The organism is Candidatus Pseudothioglobus sp. uisw_070 (assembly GCF_059512545.2).
The window spans coordinates 1,465,639-1,489,690 of record NZ_CM183456.2; the positions used below are offsets into that span (position 1 = coordinate 1,465,639).

Annotated in this window: 24 protein-coding genes; 2 read left to right on the top strand and 22 right to left on the bottom strand. The window is 37.6% G+C overall.

What is annotated here, in order from left to right; all coding sequences use genetic code 11:
- Position 1: 1 nt before the first annotated feature.
- The 13 genes from AC5YGD_RS07355 to AC5YGD_RS07415 all read right to left on the bottom strand — a co-directional run bounded on the left by AC5YGD_RS07355 (position 2) and on the right by AC5YGD_RS07415 (position 12,257).
- Complete coding sequence (locus tag AC5YGD_RS07355) at positions 2-862, bottom strand: ABC transporter permease subunit (protein WP_496141303.1); 861 nt, start codon at positions 860-862, stop codon at positions 2-4.
- Positions 863-941: 79 nt separating this feature from the next.
- Complete coding sequence (locus AC5YGD_RS07360) at positions 942-2,252, bottom strand: ABC transporter substrate-binding protein (RefSeq protein WP_416694865.1); 1,311 nt, start codon at positions 2,250-2,252, stop codon at positions 942-944.
- 273 nt (positions 2,253-2,525) lie between these two features.
- The gene (locus AC5YGD_RS07365; RefSeq protein ID WP_416651430.1) at positions 2,526-2,861 is read right to left on the bottom strand and encodes a tRNA-binding protein; all 336 of its coding nucleotides are present in this window, start codon (positions 2,859-2,861) and stop codon (positions 2,526-2,528) included.
- An 8-nt stretch (positions 2,862-2,869) separates the two neighbouring features.
- A complete protein-coding gene (locus tag AC5YGD_RS07370; protein ID WP_496141304.1) occupies positions 2,870-3,880 on the bottom strand; it encodes an alpha/beta fold hydrolase in 1,011 nt (336 codons plus the stop codon).
- Between the two features lie 45 nt (positions 3,881-3,925).
- Positions 3,926-5,239: a type III glutamate--ammonia ligase gene (gene glnT / locus AC5YGD_RS07375; RefSeq protein ID WP_416686496.1), complete on the bottom strand. Its 1,314-nt coding sequence runs from the start codon at positions 5,237-5,239 to the stop codon at positions 3,926-3,928.
- Positions 5,240-5,282: 43 nt separating this feature from the next.
- A complete protein-coding gene (locus tag AC5YGD_RS07380) occupies positions 5,283-6,605 on the bottom strand; it encodes a glutamate synthase-related protein (protein ID WP_496141305.1) in 1,323 nt (440 codons plus the stop codon).
- Positions 6,606-6,617: 12 nt separating this feature from the next.
- On the bottom strand, positions 6,618-7,292 hold the full coding sequence (locus AC5YGD_RS07385) for a protein glxC (RefSeq protein ID WP_496141306.1): 675 nt from the start codon (positions 7,290-7,292) through the stop codon (positions 6,618-6,620).
- 2 nt (positions 7,293-7,294) lie between these two features.
- On the bottom strand, positions 7,295-8,188 hold the full coding sequence (locus AC5YGD_RS07390; RefSeq protein WP_496141307.1) for a class II glutamine amidotransferase: 894 nt from the start codon (positions 8,186-8,188) through the stop codon (positions 7,295-7,297).
- 121 nt (positions 8,189-8,309) lie between these two features.
- A complete protein-coding gene (locus AC5YGD_RS07395; protein WP_416651440.1) occupies positions 8,310-9,728 on the bottom strand; it encodes a glutamine synthetase family protein in 1,419 nt (472 codons plus the stop codon).
- 33 nt (positions 9,729-9,761) lie between these two features.
- Positions 9,762-10,313 (bottom strand): AsnC family transcriptional regulator, encoded by a 552-nt coding sequence (locus tag AC5YGD_RS07400; RefSeq protein WP_496141308.1) that lies wholly within the window; start codon positions 10,311-10,313, stop codon positions 9,762-9,764.
- Between the two features lie 7 nt (positions 10,314-10,320).
- A complete protein-coding gene (locus tag AC5YGD_RS07405) occupies positions 10,321-10,719 on the bottom strand; it encodes a EutQ-related cupin domain-containing protein (RefSeq protein ID WP_416651444.1) in 399 nt (132 codons plus the stop codon).
- A 12-nt stretch (positions 10,720-10,731) separates the two neighbouring features.
- Entirely contained in the window at positions 10,732-11,154 is a 423-nt protein-coding gene (gene gloA, locus AC5YGD_RS07410; RefSeq protein ID WP_416651446.1) for a lactoylglutathione lyase, read from the bottom strand.
- Between the two features lie 11 nt (positions 11,155-11,165).
- Positions 11,166-12,257, bottom strand: coding sequence for an SRPBCC family protein (locus AC5YGD_RS07415; RefSeq protein WP_496141309.1), 1,092 nt, complete (start codon positions 12,255-12,257; stop codon positions 11,166-11,168).
- Between the two features lie 242 nt (positions 12,258-12,499).
- Between AC5YGD_RS07415 and AC5YGD_RS07420 the strand changes: the two genes are divergently transcribed.
- Positions 12,500-13,870: a Rieske 2Fe-2S domain-containing protein gene (locus AC5YGD_RS07420; RefSeq protein WP_496141310.1), complete on the top strand. Its 1,371-nt coding sequence runs from the start codon at positions 12,500-12,502 to the stop codon at positions 13,868-13,870.
- A 6-nt stretch (positions 13,871-13,876) separates the two neighbouring features.
- Positions 13,877-14,905 (top strand): NAD(P)-dependent oxidoreductase, encoded by a 1,029-nt coding sequence (locus tag AC5YGD_RS07425; RefSeq protein WP_496141311.1) that lies wholly within the window; start codon positions 13,877-13,879, stop codon positions 14,903-14,905.
- Here the strand turns inward: AC5YGD_RS07425 and AC5YGD_RS07430 are convergent.
- From AC5YGD_RS07430 to nuoI, 9 genes are read right to left on the bottom strand one after another with little or no spacing between them, the layout of a single operon-like run.
- Positions 14,902-16,044 carry a glycerate kinase gene (locus AC5YGD_RS07430; RefSeq protein WP_496141312.1) on the bottom strand — a complete coding sequence of 381 codons (1,143 nt, stop codon included), beginning with the start codon at positions 16,042-16,044 and terminating at the stop codon, positions 14,902-14,904. The genes AC5YGD_RS07425 and AC5YGD_RS07430 overlap by 4 nt on opposite strands.
- A 16-nt stretch (positions 16,045-16,060) precedes the next feature.
- Positions 16,061-16,927, bottom strand: coding sequence for an EamA family transporter (locus AC5YGD_RS07435; RefSeq protein WP_496141313.1), 867 nt, complete (start codon positions 16,925-16,927; stop codon positions 16,061-16,063).
- Positions 16,920-17,621, bottom strand: a complete 702-nt coding sequence (locus AC5YGD_RS07440; protein WP_496141314.1) for a glycerophosphodiester phosphodiesterase family protein — start codon at positions 17,619-17,621, stop codon at positions 16,920-16,922. The genes AC5YGD_RS07435 and AC5YGD_RS07440 overlap by 8 nt, the downstream gene beginning before the upstream one ends.
- Before the next feature lie 44 nt (positions 17,622-17,665).
- Entirely contained in the window at positions 17,666-19,111 is a 1,446-nt protein-coding gene (gene nuoN, locus AC5YGD_RS07445) for an NADH-quinone oxidoreductase subunit NuoN (RefSeq protein ID WP_496142368.1), read from the bottom strand.
- Positions 19,111-20,658, bottom strand: a complete 1,548-nt coding sequence (locus AC5YGD_RS07450) for an NADH-quinone oxidoreductase subunit M (protein ID WP_496141315.1) — start codon at positions 20,656-20,658, stop codon at positions 19,111-19,113. Before AC5YGD_RS07450 ends, nuoN begins: the two co-directional genes overlap by 1 nt.
- 9 nt (positions 20,659-20,667) lie before the next feature.
- Complete coding sequence (gene nuoL / locus AC5YGD_RS07455) at positions 20,668-22,629, bottom strand: NADH-quinone oxidoreductase subunit L (RefSeq protein ID WP_496141316.1); 1,962 nt, start codon at positions 22,627-22,629, stop codon at positions 20,668-20,670.
- Between the two features lie 2 nt (positions 22,630-22,631).
- On the bottom strand, positions 22,632-22,937 hold the full coding sequence (nuoK, locus tag AC5YGD_RS07460) for an NADH-quinone oxidoreductase subunit NuoK (protein WP_416651464.1): 306 nt from the start codon (positions 22,935-22,937) through the stop codon (positions 22,632-22,634).
- A complete protein-coding gene (locus AC5YGD_RS07465) occupies positions 22,934-23,548 on the bottom strand; it encodes an NADH-quinone oxidoreductase subunit J (protein ID WP_496141317.1) in 615 nt (204 codons plus the stop codon). Before AC5YGD_RS07465 ends, nuoK begins: the two co-directional genes overlap by 4 nt.
- Positions 23,549-23,557: 9 nt before the next feature.
- Positions 23,558-24,049 (bottom strand): NADH-quinone oxidoreductase subunit NuoI, encoded by a 492-nt coding sequence (gene nuoI / locus AC5YGD_RS07470; protein WP_496141318.1) that lies wholly within the window; start codon positions 24,047-24,049, stop codon positions 23,558-23,560.
- Positions 24,050-24,052 lie beyond the last annotated feature (3 nt).

The following is a 24,052-nucleotide window of genomic DNA, read 5'->3' on the forward strand; positions in this document are numbered from 1 at the left end:
TTCATTTAGCCATTCCCTTAGCAACTGTCTTAATCAAGAAATAAGCAATAATGTTAGCAACCACAATTGCAAAAACGCCTCCTGCAGAAGCAACGCCAACATCAAATTGAAGAAGTGCTTGAGTAAAAATTAAAAAAGTTGTATTTGTACTGTCATAACCGGGCCCACCACCGGTTGTCACAAAAATTTCTGCAAAAATTGAGAGATGAAAAATAGCCTGAATCATTACAACAACACCAATAGCTCTGCCCAAATGTGGCAAGGTTAGATAACGGAACTTTGACCAAAAGCCAGCACCTTCCAGTTCAGCAGCTTCAATCTGCTCTGTATCCATAGATTGGAGTGAAGTCATAAAAATAAGTAAAGCAAATGGAGTCCATTGCCAGCTCAACATAATAATAATTGACAATAAAGGAAAGTCTGATAAGAAGTCAACAACTGGCCAGCCAAAAATTCCACTGACGAATGCAAAAAGGCCATAAACCGGATTCATAAACATGTTCTTCCAAATCAACGCATTGACTGTCGGCATTATGAAAAAAGGAGATATTAGTAAAACCCTTACAATCCCTCGGCCTTTAAAGGTTTCTTGTAATAACAAAGCAATACCCAGGCCTAAAATGACTGATATTGCAATAATACTTCCAACCAAAGTAATACTGTTTGTGACTGCGCTAAATAATGCTGGATCTGTTAAAAAGAAATCGTAATTCGAAAGCCCATTAAAGCCATAGCGCTCTGGATAAAGCAAGTTGTAACGCATGAATGAAAAATATATTGTCATGCTTAGTGGGACAATCATCCACAGAAGAAGAAGAATGACACTTGGAGCTTGTAATGCTTTTGAAACGCTGAACTTCATCAAAAAAAACCCCAGTAGATATTAAAAAAAACGGGCCAGTTTTATAGCAAAACTGACCCGTTTAAATGGTTATTACTCTCTAGTAGTAACCGGCCTTAATCATTTCTCTTTCTGCCGCTTTTTGCGATGCAGCAAGAGCATCTTCAACAGAAATCGTACCTGCCAAAGCAGCACTCATTTGTTGGCCTACAGCAGTACCAATAGCCTGAAACTCAGGAATTGATGCAAACTGAACACCTTGGTATGGTGTTGGCTCTTGCGTACTGTTTGAAGGATCAGCCGACAAAATAGCTTTCATTTCCGCTTCAGCAAAATTTGCTGCAGCTAGGAATTTCATATTTTGGTAAGTGCTTGAACGTGTACCTGTAGGAACACTTCCCCAACCCTTCTCTTCGCCTACAAGATTAATGTATTCTTTAGAAGTAGCCCACTCAACAAACTTAAGAGCATCATCAGATTGCTGTGTTCCAGCTGGAACAGCTAGAGCCCATGCCCATAACCAGTTAGCACCACGATGGGTTACAGCTACTGGACTTTGTGCATAAGCAATTACATCAGCAACTTTAGATTGACTTGGGTCTGATACAAAAGAAGCCGCAATAGTTGCATCAATCCACATACCACACTTACCTTCGTTAATCAAAGCTAAGATCTCATTAAAGCTGTTACCTGATGATCCTGGAGGACCATAATGAGTTAATAAATCAACATAGAAATTAACTGCATGATTCCAAGCTGGTGAATCAAGCTGAGGCTTCCACTCTTCATCAAACCATCTCGCACCAAACGAGTTAGCCATTGTAGTTAAGAATGCCATATTGTCACCCCAACCTGGCTTACCACGAAGACAGATACCATAAACACCATTAGCTTTGTCAGTCATTGCTGCTGCTGCGTCTTGGACGTGACCCCAAGTAGGGTTATCAGGCATACTCATACCAGCTGCATCTAACAAGTCCTTACGATACATAATCATAGAGCTCTCACCATAAAATGGTGCTGCATATAAGTTACCATTAGCTGATAATCCATTTCGCATTGCAGGTAGAAGATCGTCTACATCATAACTAGAGCCAAACTCTAAAGAATGTAACCAACCTTTTGCACCCCACATTGGAGCTTCATACATACCAATTGTCATAACATCAAACTGACCACCTTTAGTAGCAATGTCTGTTGTTACGCGTTGACGCAACGTACCCTCATCTAAAGTCACCCAGTTAACTTTAATTCCTGGATTATCTTTTTCAAAGTGTCCTGTTAGACTTTGCATAGTGATCATATGACCATTATTTACTGTAGCGACTGTTAACTCGCCAGCTTGAACAGCAGCAGAACTTGCAACAGCAAGAATCGCACTACCGGCCAAGATTTTTATATTTTTCTTCATTTATTTCTCCCTTCCATTATTTAACATAGCTGAAAACCCAGTTATGAAATTAGGAATATACACCTCAATATTATACAAATCTAATGTAAAAAAGCCTAAAACTAATACTATATTGTTTATATAATACTATTATGGCTCAAAGTGATACAAAAAACAATTACTTTCTAATAGATTATAGTTTAAAACCATTATGATACAAATTAGATTCAATACTGAATATTTCTATATTTATTGGTTGGATTAGTATCAGTAAAGAATTAGATCGTAAGTCTATTATAAAAGTCGAGAACCATTATTAATAGGTAGGTCATTTGTGGCCAAAACAACTGAGTTATCTTGGCGATAAAATCCTAGCACCAAACATTCACTCATAATAGGTCCCACTTGTTTTGGTTCAAAATTTACAACTGCCATAACTTGTTTACCTTGCAATTGATTCTTGGTATAAAGATCTGTAATTTGAGAGCTTGATTTTTTTAATCCAATTTCTACTCCAAAATCAACATGCAATATGAAGGCTGGATTTCTTGCTTCGGGAAAATCCTCAACCTCAACAATAGTGCCAATCCGTATGTCAACTTTTTCGAAATCTTTCCATGTAATTGTCATCTCAACCTTTATTCTTCGAGTAATTCATTAATGGCACGCTCAAGTTCAGCTGTGAAGTCAGGATCATTTCCAGGGTTTGCTGCACAGTGTCCCCATGGAGAATTAAATGGTCGAAAATCAGCACCTTTTATATAGCCTGCTTCAATTTCATTATCTTCAGGTGGGAAGTAAAGATCATGCATACAGGGCATCAAGATAGTTTTGGCCTTAATAGCATTTAACGCCATCTCTATGTTTCCGTTATATATTGGGCCAACACTGATATCACTAGTCTGCCAAGTATCAAGCTTACAAAGGAGATTATTGGCATCCCAATTCTTAGAATGATCTTCCTCCCAATCGACAAGTAAATCTTCTAAGGAGTCGTATCCAATCTCTTTATATAGAGAGTTACGATAAAAAGTTTGTGAAAATGCCCAACCTGCGTAAACTCTTGCAAATGCCTTAAGGCCAGCAACTGGAGGAGAAGAATAATCACCATTATTCCAATTTTGGTCCGCACAAAGTGCCGCCTTTACCCCTTCCAGGAATACATGATTATGAGGGGATGTTTTAGCTGAAGCACAAAAAGGCAAGATTGCTTTAACAAAATCAGGGTACTGTGCAGCCCATTGATAAGCCTGACAACCTGCCATTGACCAGCCAGTAACTAGCGCAATTTTCTCGACACCTAAATGCTCTTTTAATAGCTTGTACTGACAAGCAATATTATCCCAAAGAGAGATACGCGGAAATCTTGGGCCATCTTGAGGCGATTTTGAATTACTCGGTGAAGAGGAGAGTCCATTTCCAAATAAGTTAATTGAAACAATAAAATGTTTTGCCGGATCAACTGCCCTACCTTCACCAAAAAAGCCCTCATTTCTTTGATGTGAGCCAGTGTAAAAAGTAGGCATAACAACAACATTATCTTTACCTTTATTCAGCTTTCCATAAGTTTTGTAAATTAAAAAGGCTGAATTTAACTCCTCTCCTGATAAAAGAGAAACATCACCTAGCTCAAACTTTTCATAATCCATCACAAAGTTTCATTATAGTTATAAGAAAATCATTAAATTTTACGCCTAACAATCTAAAGTATTATCCCTCTCCCATTGAGTCAGATGGGAGGCATAACCACTCCACTCTGTATGCTTTAATTTTATGTAAGCATCAATTATGCTGTCTCCAAGTCTTTCTCTAAGAACATCTGAATCTTCAAGTAATCTAAGCGCATCAAGTAAATTACGCGGCAGTTGCTTATAGCCCTCGATGTCTTTTCCAAGCTCATACATATTTATATCAAGTGGGTCCCCTGGGTCACGGTTGCCAGCAATGCCATCAAGACCGCAAGCAAGTATTGCTGCCTGCATTAAATAAGCATTTGCTGCGCCATCCATTAATCGTAATTCAAAACGACCTGAGTCTGGAACTCGAATCATATGAGTACGATTATTTCCACCATAAGTAATTGAGCTAGGAGACCACGTTGCACCAGAAACTGTTCTTGGGGCATTAATACGTTTATAACTATTTACAGTTGGGTTAAAGATGGCAGTTAAGCGATCTGCGCTATGCATAATCCCGCCTAAAAACTGATACGCAAGAGGTGACAATCCTAAACCTCGGCTATCATTTTCACCATTAAATAAATTTTGAGAACCATCTAGATTCCATATTGAGACATGAGAATGACAGCCATTACCCGTAAGATGACTAAAAGGTTTTGGCATAAATGTTGCGCGCATGCCATGAAGCTCGGCGATTGATTTCACCATAAATTTAAAAAATACTTGGCGATCAGCAGTTTTTAGAGCATCATCAAAATCCCAGTTCATTTCAAATTGACCATTAGCATCTTCGTGATCATTTTGATATGGACCCCAACCTAACTCAATCATGCTGTCACAAATTTGCTTAATAACTGGATATTGGCGCATTAAGGCCTGCTGGTCATAACAAGGTTTGCTTTGAGTATCTTTCTCATCAGCAATATCAGTTCCATCTTCATTGATGAGATGATATTCACACTCAACACCTGTCTTCATTCTAAAACCCTGCTTTTCAGCCTCTGCCAATTGCTTCTTTAATGCAACTCGCGGAGAAGCCTCAACAGGCTTACCATCCATCCATAAATCTGAGGCTAACCAAGCAATTTCTGGCTTCCAAGGCAACTGGATAAGACTATCAGGATCTGGAATAGCAAACATATCGGGATGTGCAGGCGTCATATCTAACCAGGCTGCAAATCCTGCAAAACCCGCTCCATCTTTTTGCATTCCATCAATGGCCCTTGCAGGAACCAACTTAGAACGCAAACTTCCAAAAAGATCTACAAAGCTAATAAGAAAATATTCAATACCTTTATCTGCAGCTACTTTACTAAGTTTAGTGGCCATAATTTCTCCTATTTATTCGTTATTATTTTTATTCAATTAGTAATTATATTCCGCCCTTACCTGGAATCCAATCAGTACCAGCTAGGGGAACGCCAGCCATCGCAGCTGCCTCCATAGTTAATGCTACCATATCCTCTGGCTCTAAATTATGCACATGACTCTTACCGCATGCCCGGGCCAATGTTTGCAATTCAAGCGTAAGAACATTTATATAATTCGCAAGTCTGCGGCCACCTAGAATTGGATCTAATCTCTTTGCAAGCTCAGGATCTTGAGTCGTAATGCCAGCTGGATCATTTCCCGCCTGATAGTCATCCCAAAAACCTGCTGCTGAACCTATCTCTTTGTATTCATCATCAAATTCAGGGCTTTGGTCGCCCAGTGCAATTAATGCAGCAGTACCTATTGAAACTGCATCCGCACCCAAAGCTAAGGCCTTTGCAACATCTGCCCCACTTCGAATACCACCAGAAACAATCAGCTGTACCTTACGATGCATATCCATTTCTTGGAGAGCTTCAACAGCCATTCGAACTGCTGGAAGCGTCGGTATTCCAACGTGCTCAATGAAAACATCTTGTGTTGCTGCAGTTCCTCCTTGCATGCCATCAACAACAACAACGTCAGCGCCTGCCTTTACAGCAAGGGTGACATCATAAAAAACTCGCGTCGCTCCAACTTTGACATAGATCGGTTTTTCCCAGTTTGTTATTTCACGTAATTCCTGTATCTTGATTTCAAGATCATCTGGACCCGTCCAATCTGGATGACGACAAGCAGATCTCTGATCTATTCCTTCTGGAAGGTTTCGCATTTGTGCTACTCTAGGAGAAATTTTTTGCCCCAATAGCATGCCTCCGCCTCCCGGCTTTGCACCCTGACCCAAAACAATTTCGATTGCATCAGCCTTCCTTAAGTCATCTGGATTCATCCCATATCTTGAAGGCAAGTATTGGTAAACTAAAGTTTTAGAATGCCCTCTTTCTTCTGGAGTCATTCCGCCATCCCCTGTAGTTGTGCTAGTGCCTGCTATAGTCGCGCCTCTTCCAAGCGATTCTTTGGCTTGAGCTGAAAGGGAGCCAAAGCTCATGCCTGCAATTGTGATTGGTGTTTTTAAATGAATAGGATTTTTTGCAAACCTATTACCTAAAATGACCTCAGTTGTGCATTTTTCTCTATAGCCCTCTAATGGATAGCGAGAAGTTGAAGCACCAAGAAATACTAAATCGTCAAATGTAGGAATATCTCTTTTAGCACCAAATCCACGAATATCATAAATTCCTGTTTTAGCTGCGCGCTGAATTTCCGCAATCACATGCCGAGGAAAAGTTGCAGACTCTATTAATGTTGGATTATCTTTGCTCATAATCTGATCTCCTTAGTAGTCATCGACTTGGTCAATGTCAAAATTATATAATTTGCGCGCAGAACCATAACGTCGAAATTCTTCAACCCCATGACTCATTTTTGATTGGCTTAGTAATTGCTGAAGCTCTTTCTTATGCTCATCTCGCATCTCTTTTTCGATACAATCTGTACCTAGGCTTTTGACTTTACCTCGAACATAAATTTTGGCTTCATAAATTGAATCACCTAGAGCATCTCCAGCATCTCCACAAACGACTAAGCATCCAGATTGCGCCATAAATGCACTCATATGTCCAATATTACCGCCAACAACAATATTTACGCCTTTCATCGAAATTCCACATCGTGAACTTGAATCTCCCTCAATAACTAATAGTCCACCATGTGCTGTTGCAGCAGCATATTGAGAGGCATTTCCAGTAACACGTACCTGGCCAGACATCATATTTTCAGCTAAACCTGGCCCAGCATTTCCATTAATTATTATATTGGCCTGTTGATTCATACCAGCGCAATAGTAGCCAACATGTCCATTAATTTCAACATCTACCTTTGTTGTAAGACCAACTGAAAGAGCATGCTTTCCAACAGTATTATTTACAGAAAATTTATCACCAGAAGACCCTGCCTGCAATGCTTCATTAAGCTCTCTAATAGTGCTTTTTTTTAAATTAATTTCAGTCATTATTAACTCCTTTTCCAGCTATAAATCTGAGTTGGTTCAGGCTCCCAAATGCGCGCATTTTCAGCGCCTGGCAAAGTTGCAATAGCACGATATTCAGAAGACATCGCAGCCCAATCATCAGTTTCTGCCATAATTGCTGGCTTACAACCAATTGGATCACGCATAACTGCAAAACCATCCCTAGTTCCAATTGCAAAGGTATAGAATCCATCTAAATCCTCTATGGCATGATTCAAGGCTTGATCCAGATCATCCCCCTCACTTAAGCGCCAGCTCAAATATCCTGCAGCAACTTCGCTATCATTATCAGTTTTGAAACGAACACCTTTTTTTCGTAAAGTTTCACGTAATCTGTTATGGTTTGATAAAGAGCCATTATGCACAAGACATAAATCCTGGCCTGTTGAGAAAGGGTGGGAGTGCTCTGTTGTAATTGCACTTTCTGTTGCCATTCTGGTATGTCCAAGTGCGTGAGTGCCAGTCATACTTTTAATATCAAACTGATCAATAAATTCAGCTGGGTTACCTTTACCTTTAAAGATCTCAATATTTGTTCCTGCACTTGTAATACTAAGATCACTCCAGTTATCTCTCATCCAAACTTGAACATCATCAATTTCAGAATCTAGACTCAAAACTGCATGATTGCGGGTGACTGTAATATCTATTAAAGAAAAATGATTACTTATTGCAGCCTCTAAAGCACCCCAATTAAAGTCTTGGTGCTGAGCAAGGACAGTAATCTTACAGCCATTCTCTTGAGGATTACGATAAACGGCAATACCTGCGCTATCTGGCCCTCTCTCAGTCATCTCACTGAGCATTGGTGCTACAAGCGCACCTAATTGAGACTCTAGAGCTTGATTTTTAATAAAAAGTCCTACAATTCCACACATAAAAACTCCAAAAAATTATTATAGCCCCTGTATTCATGCATGACATGAACTCAAGGGCAATAGTTTAAATGAAAAAAACGATTAATGCTTTTATCTATTATCTTTTGATAAAAAATCTGGCTTAATAGAGCCTTAAAAACTCCTCAACTTCCCAGTTTGTAACAGCCTGATGATATCGATCCCACTCATCTTTCTTATAAGAGAAAAATTGAAGGAGCATTGAATCACCTAAAACCTCTCTTGCAAAATCATCCTCATTTAAAGCCTCAATTGCCTCTAAAAGATTACGAGGTAAAGATTTAATGTTTGCTTCCTTCATTTCTTCAGGGCTTAATGTATACAAGTTTATATTTAAAGGATCGCCTGGATCAATCTTATTCTCAATTCCATCCAAAGCTGCAGCTGTTGTAAGTGCTAAGGATAAGTATGGATTCATGCACATGTCAGCAGCACGATTCTCGATACAAAACCGGTTTTGAGGGAGTCGGATCATGCAAGATCGATTATTATCTCCATAGGCCATTGTTGTCGGCGCCCATGTATAGACTCCTCCTTCAAATCCACCAACTATTGGAACCAAACCGTTATATGAGTTTACCGTTGAACAAGCAATAGCTGTAATTTCTGTTGCATGCTTTAGCAATCCACCAACTACATGATAAGCTGTATCAGAGAATTTTCCATCCTTACCTTCAAAAACATTTTTGTTATCCGAGTTACTCGTCATACTAAAATTAATATGCGCTCCAGACCTCCAATCACCAATCGTTGGCTTTGGCATAAAGGTAATAAACATCCCATACTTTTTAGCAACTTCTTTAAGAAGAACCCTTAAGAAAACTAATCGATCTGCCATCTGAAGAATATCTGTATAAGTGAAGTCAAGCTCAAACTGTGAGTAGGCGCCCTCACAAACCACATCCTTCATATCCCAGCCTAAATCATTTACAGTATCAATTAACTCTTTGAGGAATTCCATTGAGTCAATTGAATACTCAACATCGTATCCAAAAGCTTGTCTGCGAGGACGTAAGCCATCACCTGGTAATGGGTCATCATCAAAAGCTTTAACAGGTTGACCATCTTCCCATCGCATCGCAATAAATTCTGGCTCAATACCACAAAAGGCTTTATATCCAGCGTCATCTGCTTTTTGTACCGCTCTTTTAAGAGTTTGACGAGGGCACAAGTTATAAGGTTTACCTTCCCACCATAAATCTGAAAAAACCCATACACAAGTCTTATCCCATGGACAAATTACCAAGCTATCTAAATCAGGTACAGGGATTTGATCTGAGTCATTAGGTCCTAATTCAGGAACAAAAGAAACTGAGTGAACTGCAAATTGAGGGCCCTTTCCTGCACACAATGCCTCAAACTCCTTCATAGGAATTGGCTTTGTTTTAGGAAGGCCGAGCATGTCAATCCAACACGACAGAATGTACTTTACGCCTGCTTTTTCTAATCGAGCTTTTTCCTCTGCAACACGTTTCTTTGATGGCAGGGCATCTGCCATTGTTGTGTGATAAATCTTTGCCATATTCTTCTCCTTATTTATGAATTTATTAAATATTTATAATTTTTCTTGCGATTTTAATAAAAATTGATTTTTATATGTTGCCAGGCCTTTCATTACCTCAACATCCTTTATATCACCGTTATTAAAACAATGTTCATCTAGAAACCTAGTAAGGGTCTCATCTCCTTCAGAGGCAATTTCTACTAAAAGATCATATCGACCTGTGACCCAGATAATAAAGACTATTTCATTGCAATCTTGAAGACGTTTAGCAACCTCAGTAGGGCTAGAAGTTGAAGCAACTTTTATTCCGAGCATCGAATCTGTTGCATAATTTATAGCAGAGCGATCTACCAATGCTTTGATTTGCAAGACACCTGCATCTTTCATGCGATTCACGCGATTCCTAACAGTTCCTTCAGAGATTTCCAGTGACTTAGCAATTTCGTTAAATGGCTTTCGTCCATCAATCTCAAGCATATCAATGATTCGTTGATTCAATTTATCTTTTAGCGTATCCCTGGTTGGAACACGCGGAAGTTGATCGCTATCATTACTATCATTAGATTGACTTAGGTGCACTATACGATTACTTGAATGACTCATTTAAATCCTAGTTTTGAGGCATGTCTTCTGGATCTATTCCAGGCACAAAAGTAATTCCTGCTTGTTGCTTCCAGTCATGAGGATAGGCGGCATAGAATATTACGCATTTTTCATCACACTCATAAGCTATTGAGTTATCTTTAGGGATATAAAGGACATCACCTGGATTGCAGTTATAAGACTCGCCATCACACGTTAATCTAAACGTCCCCTCCATACAATAAATAATCTCATCGCATGTTAACTCCCATGGCACAGATACTTGGTTTAAAAAATTCAAACCGCCGCACATCGTATCACTAACTGCACTAGTCACAAAAGGCTTGATGTAGCTTTGTCCTGGCTCTAAAGTGTGTAAACGGTGCTCAATGTCACCAAATTTATATAGTTGTGGTTTATTACTCATTTTTATCCCTTTTTAAGTTAAGTTAAGTTTTTCATTAAGTTCTACGACATATCCATCTGGATCTTCAATAAATGCAAGTATTCGAGTTCCAGCATTCATAGGTTTAGCTGGACTAATGATTTTGGCACCTCCAGCTTCTAGGTCTTCAACAGCTTTGTATACATCTGGCGTTTCAATACAAATGTGCCCCCATCCATTACCTTTGTCGTAGTGCTCTTCTTGATCCCAGTTATGGGTTAGCTCCAGCGCAGGAAATTCAATTTCAGGACCATAACCTACAAATGCATTTGTAAATCTTCCCCCTGGGTAATCAGTTCGCCTTAGCACTTGCATACCTAAAATGTCACAATAAAAATGAAGTGACTTTTCTAAGTCAAGAACTCTCATCATCGTATGTGCTAATCTAAAGTCACTATTAAAACTTGTATCGGTCATTAAATTCTCCTTTATGTATTATTTTTTGGTGGGTTAGTAACGGCTTCTAAAATCATTTCTTGAAAAGCGCGAACACTATCTTCCCAGTGAGGTGACAACATACCACCATCTTTTGAAACTGGAGATGCTCTCCCAAGCTGCATCCTTTCACAAATTGCATGATCTTCTTTGTGGACATCCCACCATAGCTTTTTCATTTCATCAACCTCTTTAATTGAAACGCTCTCGCCTTCTGTGGTGTAGATAACCCTTTTTTGATGCGTATGACCTTCATCAACTGGAACATTCAAATAGACTCCAATTTGATCAGGAGCATAACGACCAATTATAAAATTTGGAAAAAGAGTTAAGTATCTTGAACTTACAGACAAACTCCCCTTTACCTTATCATCATCATCTAGATCAATAGCGCTTCCTAGGCAAACGCCATCAACAATTGTGTAATGATCCTCAAGAGGCTGATTTGTTGTTGTTCGATGGACAAATTGAACATGGTAAGGCTCTATAAAATTTTCCATAAGAAATTTCCAGTTCGTAGAAATCTCACCAAAATCCAAAGTAGCTACAGGCTTCACTTTTTGAAAATCTATATCACTAAAATTTTGAATAAGAGGAGCTGCATAATCCTCAAAATTGACAGCATTGCTACTTAAATTAATAAAAATCCAATCTTGCCAAATAGCTATTTTTATTGATTTAAGATCATGATTTGACATTTCAAAGCCTTCTGGCTGATGCTCTTTGCCACCAAAGAACGGCGTAGCACAAAGATCACCATCAAGACTGTATGTCCATGCATGATAGGGGCAAGATAACATCTTGCCAACATTCATTGGCTCATCAACTAACTTCAAACATCGATGAGAGCATGCATTATGGAAAGCTGAAATTTTTCCTTCATTATTTTTAATTAAGACTACTGGCTGACCAGCAACCATAATTGGTCTTGCATCGCCTGGCTCATTTAGCTCATGAGCAAAACCTACAAAAACCCAATTATCGGTAAAAATGGTATCGCACTCAGTGCGAAAAAAATCAGCACTAGTATAGGCAGATGAGGGCAGCCCATGCTTAAGCTTGCCTTTCTCAAAAAAAGATGACATGTCAAGTTTATTAATTGTAATACCTCAAAAAATAAATGAAACAAATGATAATGACAAAAATTATAAACCTAATTATTACATTAAATGTAATAAATTAAAGAATAAGTTACCAATACAGCTATTTATTCGATTAAAAATAATTAATATGTAATAATCATAAAAATTATTTACTGTTAACATTCATATTAATTTGGTATGATTTGTAACTTTCATTAACACTTTTAATCAGGGGAGGATGCAATATGGGCATTAAAGGAAGTGACTTCGAGGTTGAGTTGAAAGGATATTCAGGGCATGGATTAATCCACTCAAAAGATGCTGATGATGAAATTACACGTATTGGTCCTGGATCGCCAGCAGGTGAATACCTTAGAAGATACTGGCAGCCAGTTTTTATCTCTTCTGAACTCGATGATCTTCCTGTATCAATAAAAATTCTGGGTGAAGAACTTGTTCTATTTCGAGACAAAAGTAATCAATTAGGATTGGTTCATAAACAATGCCCCCATAGGCAAGCTTCTCTTGAATTTGGTATTTGTCAAGAAACAGGAATTCAATGTTGCTACCATGGATGGCACTTTGGCATTGATGGAACATTATTAGATGTTCCTGGCCAGCCTGAACATGTAGCTGACATTATTAAACAGAGGGTTCGACTTGGCGCCTATCCGACTTATGAATTTAAAGGTTTAATTTTTGCCTATCTTGGGCCAATTGATGAAAAACCCGAATTCCCAATGTATGACAGCCTAAATTTTAAAGATATGGAAATGGTTCCCTATAAGGCACCCTTCAATTGCAACTGGCTTCAGGTTTTGGATGCTATAGTTGATCCAATTCATACCTCTTTCCTTCATTCAAATATGAGTCGACAACAGTTTTCAGAAGGCTTTGGAGAAGTTGGACAGATTGATTTTTTTGAGCGTGATAGTTGGATTTTAGGCTGCAATACCAGGAGAGTTGGTGACAATATTTGGTTTAGGATTAACGAAGTTGTTTTGCCAAACTTTACTCAAGCAGGCGCAGCTTTTGCTGCAGATGGAACAAAGCAAATACACTATGGTAGAAGTTCATTTACAAGATGGGTTGTTCCAATCGACGATGAAACAACTATCTGCTATGCCTGGGCTAATTTTGGGGAGAGAGGAGATCCACAGGAATTTAACACTCCAGAGGGTCCTGAACTAATTGAACAGGGTGAAATTTTTGATCGCCCCTACAAAGAACGTCAAAGATTTCCTGCAGACCGAGAAGCATGCGAAGGAATGGGTCCAATAAATATCCATAAAAATGAAAATTTATTACCCAGTGATCAAGGAGTTGCAATGATGCGTCAGAGAATTAGAGAGCAAATAAAAACTGTTGCCTCTGGCAAAAAACCATATCTAGCAAGTGGCATTAATGGATTGCCAGTTCCAACTTATGGAGGTGATTCTGTCCTTAATATTCCAGCAAGTAATTTGGAAGACAATTCCTTCTTAAGTAAACTTGCACATGAATTCGTTCAAATTCAATTTGAAGTCGATGGAAAGGTTGAAGAAGAGAGAGTTAAAATAGTTACGAAAAAATTAAAAGAAATACAATCAAGAGAAACTTCAAATACCAATAAATAAATAGCTATGGCAAGTGATAATAAAATAAGAGTTCATTTTAAGAGTAATCATGCTGACCCTGATTCATTCCCACCAACTATTGAAGGGGAAAGTGTTTTTGCTATTACCAAAGAAAGGTTTGATAATGCAATTGAAAGCTACACGGATTTAAAAAACAAAATTGAGCCAATTTTTGATTGGGATTTAGAGAACTTTTATGAATCCATGAAGACTGCTGAGGTTCTTGTGTGCTGGGATTTTCCTACTGAGAATCTTGCTGAAATTGCGCCTAAACTTCGATGGATTCATATTATTGGTGCAGGGGTAGAACATTTATGTCCAATGGACTGGGTACCAGAACACGTTTCAGTTGTTAATAATCGGGGTGTGCACTCAGCAAAAGCAGGGGAGTTTGGTCTAATGAGTGTGCTAATGCTGCATACGCATATCCCTGAAATCATTCAAAATCAACAAAACAAGCATTGGGAATCTCTCTATTCATCTCCAATATTAGGTAAGACATTGCTGGTTATAGGTACTGGCAATATAGGACATGCTGCTGCAAAAAAATGCAAATTATTGGGCATGAAAGTAATTGGGGTAAGTCGTCATGGAAAGCCTTTAGAAGGCGTCGATCAAATGGTTAAGGTAGATAAATTAGATGAAGTACTCCCTGCAGCTGATTACATTTTTATGTCAACACCGAATACAACTGAAACATTTAATTTATTAGATAAAAGGCGTCAATCATTAATGAAGCCAGGAGTTGGTATTGTTAATGTCGGAAGGGCTGCCACAATGGACTATGATGCTCTTGTAGAGAACTTAAATTCTGGTCACATCAAGGCTGCTATTATTGATGTTTTTGATCCTGAGCCACTCCCTTCAAATTCAATATTATGGGATACACCGAACTTAATGGTTATGCCACATATATCTGCTGATGATGGTGATACATATATTCCTCTAACACTTGATCTCGTTCTAATGAATATGCAAAGATACATTGCTGATGAAAAATTAAATAATTTAATAAACCCTGATCTAGGATATTAAAGATTCAAATAATATTTTTTATAGTGCTGGGCTGCTTTTTTTGCAGTAGCCGTTAGACTATCATTGGGATTTGCAATTGACTGTTTAAATGATAGGTCATTAGAAATAATACTAAATACCTTGTCGATATCATATTTATTTTCAAGTATTTCATCATCCTCTGCACTACCTGCAATTACAAAGATACTGCATTTATACTTTCTTGCATAATCAATTACTCCCATTGGAGCTTTACCTCTAAGACTTTGACTATCAAACCTACCTTCGCCTGTTATTACAAGATCTGAAGTTGATAGATGTTGCTCAAAATTAAGTTTTTCAAGAATAATTTGTACCCCACTTTTTTGATCCGCCTTTAAAAAAGCAAGAAAACCATAACCTATGCCACCTGCTGCACCTGCCCCTGGCTGCATTGAGAGGTTATTATCTAATTTACTGGAAGCGATTCTAGAGTAATGACTCAATAGATTATCTAATTGATTAATCATCTTTTCATCAGCACCTTTTTGAGATCCAAAAATAACTGATGCGCCTTGCTGTCCAATGAGAGGATTGTCCACATCGCATGCAATCTCAAAACTGACTCCTTTGAGGCGTGAGTCGATAGAAGTAATATTAATATCTGAAAGTGTATTTAAACTTTCTACACCTCCAGTGAGTTCCTTACCAAAAGAGTCTAAAAATTGGATTCCAATTGCCTCTAAAAAACCCATTCCTCCATCATTTGTTGCACTTCCTCCTAAACCAATAATAATATGCTCAGCACCTACATCAATTGCAGCAAGAATGAGCTCACCAACTCCAAAACTAGAGGTATTCATTGGATTTCTTTTTTTAAGTGGAACTAGGTGCAAGCCACAAGCTTCAGCAATTTCGATTACTGCTGTTTTTGAATTGCCGAGCATACCCCACTTGGCATTGATATACTCTCCTAGAGGGCCTGACACTTTCGTTGAAAAATACTTACCTTGAGTAGCAGCAACTAAAACATCAACTGTTCCCTCTCCACCATCAGCAATCGGTAATTTTAAAATATTAGCATCTGGAAAAATACCTAAAAAACCTTCCTCAATTGCATTTGCTGCATCAGAAGCTGTTAAGGTTTCTTTAAAAGAATCAGGTGCAATTAATATCTTCATATTTTACTTCTTTAACTTAATTATATTTTTTACCCCACCTCTCAAGTGAGATTGTTGCAGTAAAAATAATAAACATACCAAGCCACTGATTCATGCCCAGCATATCTTGAAGAAGAATTACACCTAAAATAATAGTAAAAATAGGCTCTAAGTACATCACATTTGAGGTTCGCACGGGTCCAATAATTGATATTGACCTAAAGAAAAAGTAAATACCTCCAGTCATCCCCATTGCTGAAAGAATACTCCAAAGTAACATCTCTGAAGATACTGAAGCTATAGGTTCTAAAGTGACTATAAAATATATCAACACAAAAACTACTGAAGGCAATACCATAATATATTGAATTAAGCCCCATCCTGACTCTACACTTTTATGGCGAGATAAAATATTTACAGTAACCTGGGCAAGAGAAGCAATAAGGCCCCAAAAAACGCCCCATAAATTCCAATCACTTGAATCTCCTTGAACTAAAATCCAAATGCCAAATAATGACACAAGAAGTGCGGCAGCTGATAAAAAATCAATGGATCTGCTCTTAAGTATTGAGTTAACAAAAAAGGTAATAATTGGGAATGTATAAATCACTACTACGGCTAAACTTAATGGAATCAAGCTTATTGAATACATATACGATGCAATAAAAATTGCTTGAAAAATACTAATTAGTATTAGTCTAATGTGTGTTGACTTGCTTTTAATTTTCTTAGGTGATTTATTTAAAATACTTGCAAAAATAAAAGTACTAACATAGCGAACAGAAAGAAGAAGAAATACGCCTCCTCCAACACCATAGAAATAGGGAGCAGTAGTGGCTGCAAGAGAGAAAAAGAAGGCAGATAAAATTGCTGTAAAAATACTTGAAAATATCTTATTACTCATTTTGGATTTGGCCTGGATTATCTGTTGTGATAGATTGTACTCTCCAGCTAATCAATTTATTAGCAATATCAATATCATCAATTGTCCATGAGTGGTATTCAAAACCAGCATCCATAATTCGGTCAATTAAAGTTTTTGAGTTTTCATTATCTGAACTGAGGCCATCGGCCTTAATATCATTCAGTACATCTAATATTTTATTTAAGTCATAGTCCGGCTCATATGAATATAACCAGTAAGCCTTATAATTAGGTGCTGCTGATTTAAAAGCCTTAATAACTCTCTCATCAAATGAAATAATCACAGCTTGCTCGGTATGTATTTCAGATTGAGAAAGCTCTTTAATTAGGGGCTTTATAATCTCAATACCACACTTTATCTCTATAAATATTTTTTTACCAGAAGGCAACACGTTAAGCACTTCAGCTAGAGTAGGAATTTTTACTTTTGAATTATTAGAAATTTTATGAGATAAGTTGAGTTGCTTTAACTCTGCAAGGGTTGAGTCTTTAATAATTAACTTTTTATTACAGACTCTTTGAGTATCATCATCATGAATACAAACAATGGCGCCATCCTTGGTAAGATGAAAATCACCTTCTATTCCATCCACCCCTTTATCCCAAGAGGCATTAAAAGCTGGTAAAGAATTTTCTGGTAGATCAAATGAAATACCTCGATGTGCAATAATCATTGAGATATTCTACATAAAAATTTAGCAGTCTTTTTTTAAAAAATTTAGAATAGTGAAACAGATAGCTCCATCCAGAAACTTGGCATCAAGCCAACGACTAGAATAAGAGTACCATTGATAGAAAGCACAACCTTCATATCTAATGGAGCAGAAACCAGTATCTCTTTATCTACATCATCAAAATACATTGTTTTAATAATTTGCAGATAATAGTAAGCACTTATTACAGCGAAGATTACCGCTGTTATAGCAAGAATTACATAGCCCTCTGCAACCACTTGCTGAAGAATAAATAACTTAGAATAAAAACCAATAAAGGGTGGAACACCAGCCATTGAAAGCATAACCACCAACATAATAAATGCAAACCATGGGGAATGTTTACTCAAACCTTGAAAATCAGAAATTTGATCAGCCTCAAACCCCTTCCTATTTAGAACAATAATTGAACCAAAGGCCGCTAAACTCATCAAGATATAAGCCAGCACATAAAAGACTGCAGCGCCATAACCATCTACCACTCCTGTAACAAAACCCAATAAAACAAAACCAATATGGGATATTGTTGAGTAAGCAAGCATTCGTTTGATATTAGTTTGAGTTAATGCAACTAATGATCCTATTGCAATTGAGAGGACAGCTAAGATCATAAATAAATCTGCCCAGTAATGCTGAAGCTCTCCTAAACCATCAATTAACAATCGAATCAGTAATGCGATCGCGGCAATTTTTGGCACAGTTGATAAAAACATAGTAACTGAAGTTGGTGATCCCTGATATACATCTGGAACCCACATATGAAAAGGCACAGCTCCAAGTTTGAAAGCAATACCAATGACTAAGAAAACTAAACCAAAATTAAGAATTAATGTTTGCTGAGAGCCCAAAGTTGAGGCACTTGCAAAACTTGATATCTGGGAAATATCCAGGCTTCCACTTATTCCATAAATCATGGACATTCCATAAAGCAATAATCCCGAAGCAATAGCGCCCAGAACAAAGTATTTAAGGGCAGCCTCAATAGCACTAGCTCTGTCTCTTGCTGTGGCAATAAGTGCGTACAACGACAATGACATTATTTCTAAACCCAAGTACAAAGTAAGGAGGCTATGTCCAGAAACCATTACCATCATTCCTAGTATTGACATCATTGCCAGAATAAAATACTCATTTCTTAAAAGCTCATGCGCCTTAAGATAATGACGAGTATAGACAAGGGCAATAATTGCAAACCCAAGTATGAAAACTTTAAAAGTTGATCCTAAAGAATCAAGAACAAAAGTACCAGAAAAAATCGTTGCATTCTCGCCAATTAAATTAAACGCCAAGAAACCTGTTATTAGAAGTGCTAACTGAGTCAAGTAATAAGTAAATTGCTTTAAACGTTGGCTTACAAAAAGGTCAAATAACAATATAAGTGAAATTGCAAATAATAAAAACAACTCTGGCAAAGCAAAGAGAAGTTCTGCAACATTAAAATTAAAGTTCATCATAATAAAACTGGTAGTTTAGTTGTAAGTGCTTGCTCAAGAAGATTAACAATGGAAGCATGCATTACCTCAATTACTGGCTGTGGGTATAAACCCATCCATAATACAGCAATAGCTAAAATAGCTAAGATTCCAAATTCCCTAGAATTGATATCACTCAAAGTGCTTACCTCTGGGTTAGTTATCTCTCCCCAAAAAACACGCTTAACCATCCATAATGTATATGCAGCACCAATGATCAAAGTCATTGAAGCCAAAAATGCAAACCAAAAATTAGCTTGTAAAGCTCCAAGAATAACCATAAACTCCCCGACAAAACCTGAAGTTCCAGGAAGGCCAGCATTTGCCATTGCAAATAGAACAGCAAAACCTGTAAATTTAGGCATTGAGTTTACAACCCCTCCATAGGTAGATATTTCTCTTGAGTGAAGTCTGTCATAAAGCACGCCAACAACTAAGAACATTGCTGCAGAAATAAAGCCATGAGAAATCATTTGAATCATTGCACCTTCTAAGCCAAGATAAGCACTCTCAATACTTGCGCCACTAATAGAAATTAGCTCACCATTTGATCCCATTTTCATAATAGAAAATAACGCAAAAACACCTAAAGTAACAAAGCCCATATGGGAAATTGACGAGTAGGCAATCAATTTTTTCATATCTTTTTGAACCAGCGCTACAAAACCAATATAAACAATTGCGATCAAAGAAAGAACGATTACTACAGTTGCAAATGATGATGATGCATCCGGCGTGATAGGCAGTGAGAAGCGGAAAAATCCGTAACCACCCATCTTTAACATTATAGCTGCCAAGATTACAGAGCCACCTGTTGGTGCTTGGACGTGAGCATCTGGAAGCCATGTATGGACAGGAAACATAGGCACCTTTACCGCGAAAGCAAGGAAGAAAGCCCAAAATATCCAACTCTGCTGAGCCATAGTAAGCGGCAAGGTGTACATTTCAGAAATTGCGAATGAGCCACTTAAATTGTACATATAAATAAGTGAAACCAGCATAAATACTGACCCTAGAAAAGTGTATAAAAAGAATTTAATCGAGGCATAGACACGATTTTGACCACCCCAGACACCAATAATTAAAAGCATTGGTATTAGTGATGACTCCCAAAAAACATAAAACAACATGGAGTCCATTGACGAAAAAACACCAATAATGAGGCCTTCCATGATTAAAAAAGCTGCCATATAATCTGCCACTCTATTCTTGATAACTTCCCACCCAGCAACAATTACTAATATTGTTGAAAAGGTGGTAAGAATAATTAGTGGCATTGATATTCCATCAACACCTAGATGGTAAAAAATATTAAATTGGGTAATCCAACTGACCTTTTCTACAAACTGCATTGAGGAGGTTGAAGTATCAAAGTCTAAAAATAAATTTATTGATAAGACGAAAACAATCACAGAAATACCAGCGCTTACCAAGCGGGCAAGTTGAGCTCTATTGTTTCCTATAAATAGGACTGAGCCAGCCCCTAATATAGGAAGCCAAATTAAAATACTTAGTAATGAATCCATACTATTACCTTAACTAAAAAATGAATAATCTGAGGCAATAAGAACCCACCCCAAAACAAACATCAAACTAATTATCATAAAAAATGCATAGTGATAGACATACCCAGTTTGAACTGGTCGAATAAAAGCGCCTAAGTAACGAGCGAATCTAGCACTCCCATTAACCAAAAGCTGATCAATGATTGCCATATCTGAAATTTTCCACAACAGATTACCAATTTTCAGTGATCCACGAACAAAGACAATTTCATTAAATCGATCAAAACCATACAAAGAATTCAACACATAATTAATACGTTTGAATTTACTCTGAATTAGGTCTGCCCAGTCAGTTCGATATATGCAGAAAACCCATGCTGTCAAACCACCACCAACCATCATCCAGAATGGAAGTGTCATGACTGAATGGGTTATTAAAGAGAACGCTGAATGAAAGTGATCCTCAAGTTTTGAAACGGCAAGATGAGAAGAATCAATAAATATTCCATTTTCTAGCCACCCACCAAAAAGCATCGGCTCAATTGTAAAATACCCAATCAATACAGATGGTATCGCTAGTAATATTAAAGGAACCGTAATTGATGGAGCTGTCTCATGAACATGCTCTTCGGTATGACTATCAAGCCTTGACTCACCATGAAACACTAAAAATAATAGTCGTAAACTATAAAAAGCAGTAATGAATACGCCCAGCACAACTGCAAAATAAACCCACCCAGCAAAAGGTAGGTCCGAATAATGAACGGCCTCAATTATCATATCTTTTGAATAAAACCCTGCGAAGCCAGGAAAGCCGATCAGAGCTAAAGTACCTAAAAGAGAAGTAACGTAGGTTATTGGCATTTTCTTTCTTAGGCCACCCATTTTTCGAATATCTTGTTCATGATGAAGTGCAACAATTACTGATCCAGCTGCTAAAAAAAGCAAAGCTTTGAAGAAGGCATGAGTCATTAAGTGAAAAATTGCAACTGAGTAGGCGCTTACTCCTAGAGCAACAGTCATATAACCAAGCTGAGAGAGTGTGGAATAAGCAACAACTTTCTTTATATCATTTTGAACAATACCTAGTAAGCCCATAAATAGGGCTGTTATGGCTCCTATTACCATGACTACTGTTAGTGCAACATCACTTAACTCAAATAAGGGTGACATTCTGGAAACCATAAAGATACCAGCCGTTACCATTGTTGCCGCATGAATCAAAGCAGAGATCGGAGTAGGGCCTTCCATCGAGCCAGGCAGCCAAACATGCAGAGGAACCTGTGCTGATTTGCCCATTGCTCCTACAAAAAGTAGAAGGCAGACTACCGTTATAGCAGAGACGCCTCCAAATAAAGTTTGTCCAATAATTTGATCTTTTTGACTGAATGTTTCGGCGTAATCTAAAGTACCAAAAAACATCAGGACCATTGCAATTCCTAGAAGAAAACCAAAGTCACCAACCCGGTTCACAAGAAAAGCTTTTAAGTTAGCCTGAACTGCTGATTCCTTATGGTGCCAAAATCCAATTAAAAGATATGAAACCAGACCAACAGCCTCCCAGCCAAAGAATAGCTGCATAAAGTTATTTGAAATTACAAGTGTAAACATTGCAAAAGTAAATAGGGATATGTAGCTAAAAAATTTAGTATATCCCCTATCATCATGCATATAGCCTATTGTGTAGATGTGCACCATTAGTGAAACAAATGAAACCACCACCAACATCAGAGCGGTCAAGTTATCAACTAAAAAGCCGACACTAATATTGAGTCCTCCAATTTGCATCCATGTATAGATGTTCTGATTAAAAATTTCACCATCATTTAGAACGTGATGATTAAAAACATAAAGTGATAGTGCGGTAGAGATTGCTACCCCTAAAATCGTAATTGAATGCGAAGCTTTTCGTCCGAGTCTATTCCCAGCAAGTCCAACTATGATTGAACCAATTAGGGGCGCTAGTACAATTGTAGAATAAATATTAAGCATAGCTACCCTTTCAATGTATTAGTTGCATCAATATCAATCGAGCCACGACTTCTAAACATCAGTGTGAGGATTGCAAGACCTATAGCCACTTCAGCAGCAGCAACTGTCAAAATAAAGAATACAAATATTTGTCCAGCAAGATCGCCGCCATAATATGAAAAGGCAATAAAATTAGTATTAACTGCAGCCAAAATTAACTCGACACACATCAAAAGCATAATGATATTAGTTCTGTTAATAAAGATTCCAGCTAGACCGATACAAAAAACTATTGAGCTCAGAATTAGGTAATCAGATAGTGCTATCATTTTGACTCCTTTGCTGGCTTTGGCTTAATAGAGGCCATTCTCATTCTATCTTTTGCCTGAACATTAATTTGCTCTGAAATATCTTGCTTTTTGCTTCTAGATTCATTTCGATGAACAAGAGTAATTGCTGCAATAATTGCGATTAAAAGAAGTATTGCTGCTAATTCAAAAGGGTACACATAAACTGTATAAAGCTGCTCTGCAATGGCAGTAATATTGCTATATGAAGAGTCATGCTTTTCTGGAACACCAGTCATTGCTAGATCAAACTGACCGGCATTAAGGACTAGCACCATTTGCGCAATCACAATTATAGATACAAAAATTCCCAATGGCAGATAGCGCGTGAACTGAGCTCGAAGGGTAGATTTATCGGTATCAAGCATCTTAATAACGAACATAAATAACACCATAACGGCGCCGACATAAATTAATATAAGTGTAATTGCTAGAAACTCTGCTTCAAGAAGCAACCATAAGCTAGCAGCACTAAAAAAAGTTAGTATTAAGAATAAAGCAGCCTTTGCAGTATTCCTTGATGTAATCATCATTATCGAGCTAACGATAAAGAAAAAGGAGAAGACATAAAATAAAATTGATGAAAATTCCATAGCTACCTATTATTTATATTTAGAGTCTTCAAGTCTGGCTTTGCTAATCTCTTTTTCATTCTCATCGCCAATAGCCAAAAGCCCTTTTTTATCAATAATACTTCCCTCTCTTGACTCAAACGTATAATCAAAAATATGAGTCTCTACAATGGCATCAACGGGGCATGCTTCTTCACAGAAGCCGCAAAAAATACATTTAAAAAGATCAATATCATATTGAGTTGTTCGGCGAGTACCATCTTCTCTCATTTCAGAATCAATAGTTATCGCATTTGCTGGACATACCGCCTCACAAAGCTTACAAGCGATACACCTTTCCTCTCCATTTGGGTAGCGACGAAGAGCATGAAGGCCTCTGAATCTGGGTGAAATTGGCGTTCGCTCTTCTGGGAACTGAACCGTAATATTATTATTTAAAAATTCTTTACCAGTCACTTTAAGACCAGTTCGTAGCTCGCCTAAACCAAAATCTTTTACTAGTTTTTTAACTTTTTTTATCATATC

Excerpts from the sequence above, each read along its gene's own strand:
- nuoK (WP_416651464.1), bottom strand. The coding sequence starts at position 22,937 with ATGATAGCACTATCTGATTACCTAATTCTGAGCTCAATAGTTTTTTGT.
- AC5YGD_RS07370 (WP_496141304.1), bottom strand. The coding sequence starts at position 3,880 with ATGGATTATGAAAAGTTTGAGCTAGGTGATGTTTCTCTTTTATCAGGA.
- AC5YGD_RS07395 (WP_416651440.1), bottom strand. The coding sequence starts at position 9,728 with ATGGCAAAGATTTATCACACAACAATGGCAGATGCCCTGCCATCAAAG.
- gloA (WP_416651446.1), bottom strand. The coding sequence starts at position 11,154 with ATGACCGATACAAGTTTTAATAGTGACTTTAGATTAGCACATACGATG.
- AC5YGD_RS07415 (WP_496141309.1), bottom strand. The coding sequence starts at position 12,257 with ATGTCATCTTTTTTTGAGAAAGGCAAGCTTAAGCATGGGCTGCCCTCA.
- AC5YGD_RS07465 (WP_496141317.1), bottom strand. The coding sequence starts at position 23,548 with ATGGAATTTTCATCAATTTTATTTTATGTCTTCTCCTTTTTCTTTATC.
- AC5YGD_RS07360 (WP_416694865.1), bottom strand. The coding sequence starts at position 2,252 with ATGAAGAAAAATATAAAAATCTTGGCCGGTAGTGCGATTCTTGCTGTT.
- AC5YGD_RS07435 (WP_496141313.1), bottom strand. The coding sequence starts at position 16,927 with ATGAGTAATAAGATATTTTCAAGTATTTTTACAGCAATTTTATCTGCC.
- AC5YGD_RS07380 (WP_496141305.1), bottom strand. The coding sequence starts at position 6,605 with ATGAGCAAAGATAATCCAACATTAATAGAGTCTGCAACTTTTCCTCGG.
- nuoI (WP_496141318.1), bottom strand. The coding sequence starts at position 24,049 with ATGATAAAAAAAGTTAAAAAACTAGTAAAAGATTTTGGTTTAGGCGAG.
- AC5YGD_RS07425 (WP_496141311.1), top strand. The coding sequence starts at position 13,877 with ATGGCAAGTGATAATAAAATAAGAGTTCATTTTAAGAGTAATCATGCT.
- AC5YGD_RS07430 (WP_496141312.1), bottom strand. The coding sequence starts at position 16,044 with ATGAAGATATTAATTGCACCTGATTCTTTTAAAGAAACCTTAACAGCT.
- AC5YGD_RS07355 (WP_496141303.1), bottom strand. The coding sequence starts at position 862 with ATGAAGTTCAGCGTTTCAAAAGCATTACAAGCTCCAAGTGTCATTCTT.
- AC5YGD_RS07385 (WP_496141306.1), bottom strand. The coding sequence starts at position 7,292 with ATGACTGAAATTAATTTAAAAAAAAGCACTATTAGAGAGCTTAATGAA.
- AC5YGD_RS07400 (WP_496141308.1), bottom strand. The coding sequence starts at position 10,313 with ATGAGTCATTCAAGTAATCGTATAGTGCACCTAAGTCAATCTAATGAT.
- AC5YGD_RS07450 (WP_496141315.1), bottom strand. The coding sequence starts at position 20,658 with ATGGATTCATTACTAAGTATTTTAATTTGGCTTCCTATATTAGGGGCT.
- AC5YGD_RS07440 (WP_496141314.1), bottom strand. The coding sequence starts at position 17,621 with ATGATTATTGCACATCGAGGTATTTCATTTGATCTACCAGAAAATTCT.
- AC5YGD_RS07365 (WP_416651430.1), bottom strand. The coding sequence starts at position 2,861 with ATGACAATTACATGGAAAGATTTCGAAAAAGTTGACATACGGATTGGC.
- nuoL (WP_496141316.1), bottom strand. The coding sequence starts at position 22,629 with ATGCTTAATATTTATTCTACAATTGTACTAGCGCCCCTAATTGGTTCA.
- nuoN (WP_496142368.1), bottom strand. The coding sequence starts at position 19,111 with ATGAACTTTAATTTTAATGTTGCAGAACTTCTCTTTGCTTTGCCAGAG.
- AC5YGD_RS07420 (WP_496141310.1), top strand. The coding sequence starts at position 12,500 with ATGGGCATTAAAGGAAGTGACTTCGAGGTTGAGTTGAAAGGATATTCA.
- glnT (WP_416686496.1), bottom strand. The coding sequence starts at position 5,239 with ATGGCCACTAAACTTAGTAAAGTAGCTGCAGATAAAGGTATTGAATAT.
- AC5YGD_RS07390 (WP_496141307.1), bottom strand. The coding sequence starts at position 8,188 with ATGTGTGGAATTGTAGGACTTTTTATTAAAAATCAAGCTCTAGAGTCT.
- AC5YGD_RS07405 (WP_416651444.1), bottom strand. The coding sequence starts at position 10,719 with ATGAGTAATAAACCACAACTATATAAATTTGGTGACATTGAGCACCGT.